The 1,604-nt window shown below is 68.8% G+C and carries 1 protein-coding gene; it reads right to left on the reverse strand.

Annotated features, from left to right (window positions below; genetic code table 11):
- Window positions 1-14 precede the first annotated feature (14 nt).
- Window positions 15-1,472 carry an NF041680 family putative transposase gene (locus tag ABZ622_RS42065; protein WP_360552624.1) on the reverse strand — a complete coding sequence of 486 codons (1,458 nt, stop codon included), beginning with the start codon at window positions 1,470-1,472 and terminating at the stop codon, window positions 15-17.
- Window positions 1,473-1,604: the final 132 nt, after the last annotated feature.

Here is a 1,604-nt window from a genome sequence, read left to right on the forward strand (position 1 = left end):
AGCTTGTTCTTTATCTACCAAGAACGGCCAGGCCTGCCGATGGCCTTGAGGGTCTCGGGACGTTTGACGGTTTTGCCGACGTCGTAGCGGGGTGCGGGATGCTGGTTCTTGGTTCCGGGCGGACGTCCGGGGCCGGTGCCTCGGGGTTTGGGAACGCGGGCCGGGCAAAGCAGGTGGGCTCGGAGGTTCCTGAACCCCCGGCGAACCCGGGCCGGGGTGAGGCGTTCGGGCTTGGTCGGCTTCTCCCAGGGCCGGCGGAGGTCTGCGGCCAGCGGCCGGGCAAGGCGGAGGTGGGTGTGGGCGACGACCATGAGCCAGGTCCACCGGTCTGCGGCTTCGGGAGTACGGACCTTCGGGGTCGTCCAGCCGAGAGTCTGCTTGGTGAACCTGAAGGTGTGCTCAAGATCGAATCTCCTGAGGAACACCTGCCACCACAGATCCACGTCGGCCGGGGTGGCGCCCGTCTTGGAAGTCCACAGCCAGACCGGCGGGGCTTCCCGTTCCTTGGAGAGGTGCTCGACCTTCAGCCGGACCAAGGTGCCCTCGACCACGGGGAGTTCACCGTTGTGCTCCAGCCAGGCCGAGCGGTGGGTCAACCGCGGGTGGACCCGGTCCCACGCCTGGGCCTCGGCCTTGCCGTAGTTGGTGGTGTCGGTGACGGTGGTGATCGCCGCCTCGGGCCAGGTCTCGGGTGTGGCGAAGCGGAACTCCTTGCCGTGCTTCGGCGGTCGCCCGCCCTGGGGATAGGCCAGGGCGTACTCCTTGGGCGAGGGCTTCGGCAGCCGCATCACCCGGTCGCTGCGGATCCGCCCGACCAGCTCGACAGGAAGATCCCGAAGGACCCAGGCCAGGCGGGTGACGTCGTAACCCGCGTCCATGACGATCGTGATGTCCGGGTCACCGGGCGCCCACTGGCCGGCTGAGACGAGCCGCTCGGCCACGGCCCGGAGCTGGGCGGCGGTGACGGCGGTAGCGTCGTCTTCGGGCCCGAGCCGGACCACGTCCAGGACCGACGTCCACGAGGTGGCTCCCGGTTCAAGGACGGCGACGAAGGAGTACGGCCAGCCCGGGATGAACTGGGAGGCGGACTTCGCCCGGCCGTAGACGTGGCAGAACAGTCGCTCTGCCGAGCACGGCGCGTCCGAGCGCAGCCACGGCGACACGTCGACCGCCAGCACCAGGCGCCCGCCCTCGAACCGGGGCAACGGCAGCCCGGCGAGCAGGGTCCGCAGCCCCTCGACGTCGATCCGGCCCCGGTTGAGGGCCCCGTACAACGCGCCGTGCCCACGCCGGTGCTCGGGCACCATCGTCAGGTCCACCGGCGAGGTGACCGGCCCGTCGGCGCACAACAGAGCGTCGGCCAGTTCGAACATTTCGTCGCGCCGGGCGGTCAGACACGCGTAGAACTCTGCTCGGAAGCGTGACGCTTCCGCGAACGCTTCCCGCCGGACATCCGGGCACACCACACTCATGACAACGGCCTTCGACTGGTTCTCCTCGTAACGGAGCACAGGATCAGACGAAGGCCGCCCTCATGTCCGGCGAATGCCCAGGTGAGTGACCTCGTTCGGGACACCGTTCGAGCCTGGAAGAAAAAGAACAAG

This window comes from Streptomyces sp. NPDC007164 (genome assembly GCF_040634135.1).
GTDB lineage: Bacteria > Actinomycetota > Actinomycetes > Streptomycetales > Streptomycetaceae > Streptomyces > Streptomyces sanglieri.

Coding starts and splice junctions, on each gene's coding strand:
- ABZ622_RS42065 (WP_360552624.1), bottom strand. CDS start 1,472: ATGAGTGTGGTGTGCCCGGATGTCCGGCGGGAAGCGTTCGCGGAAGCG.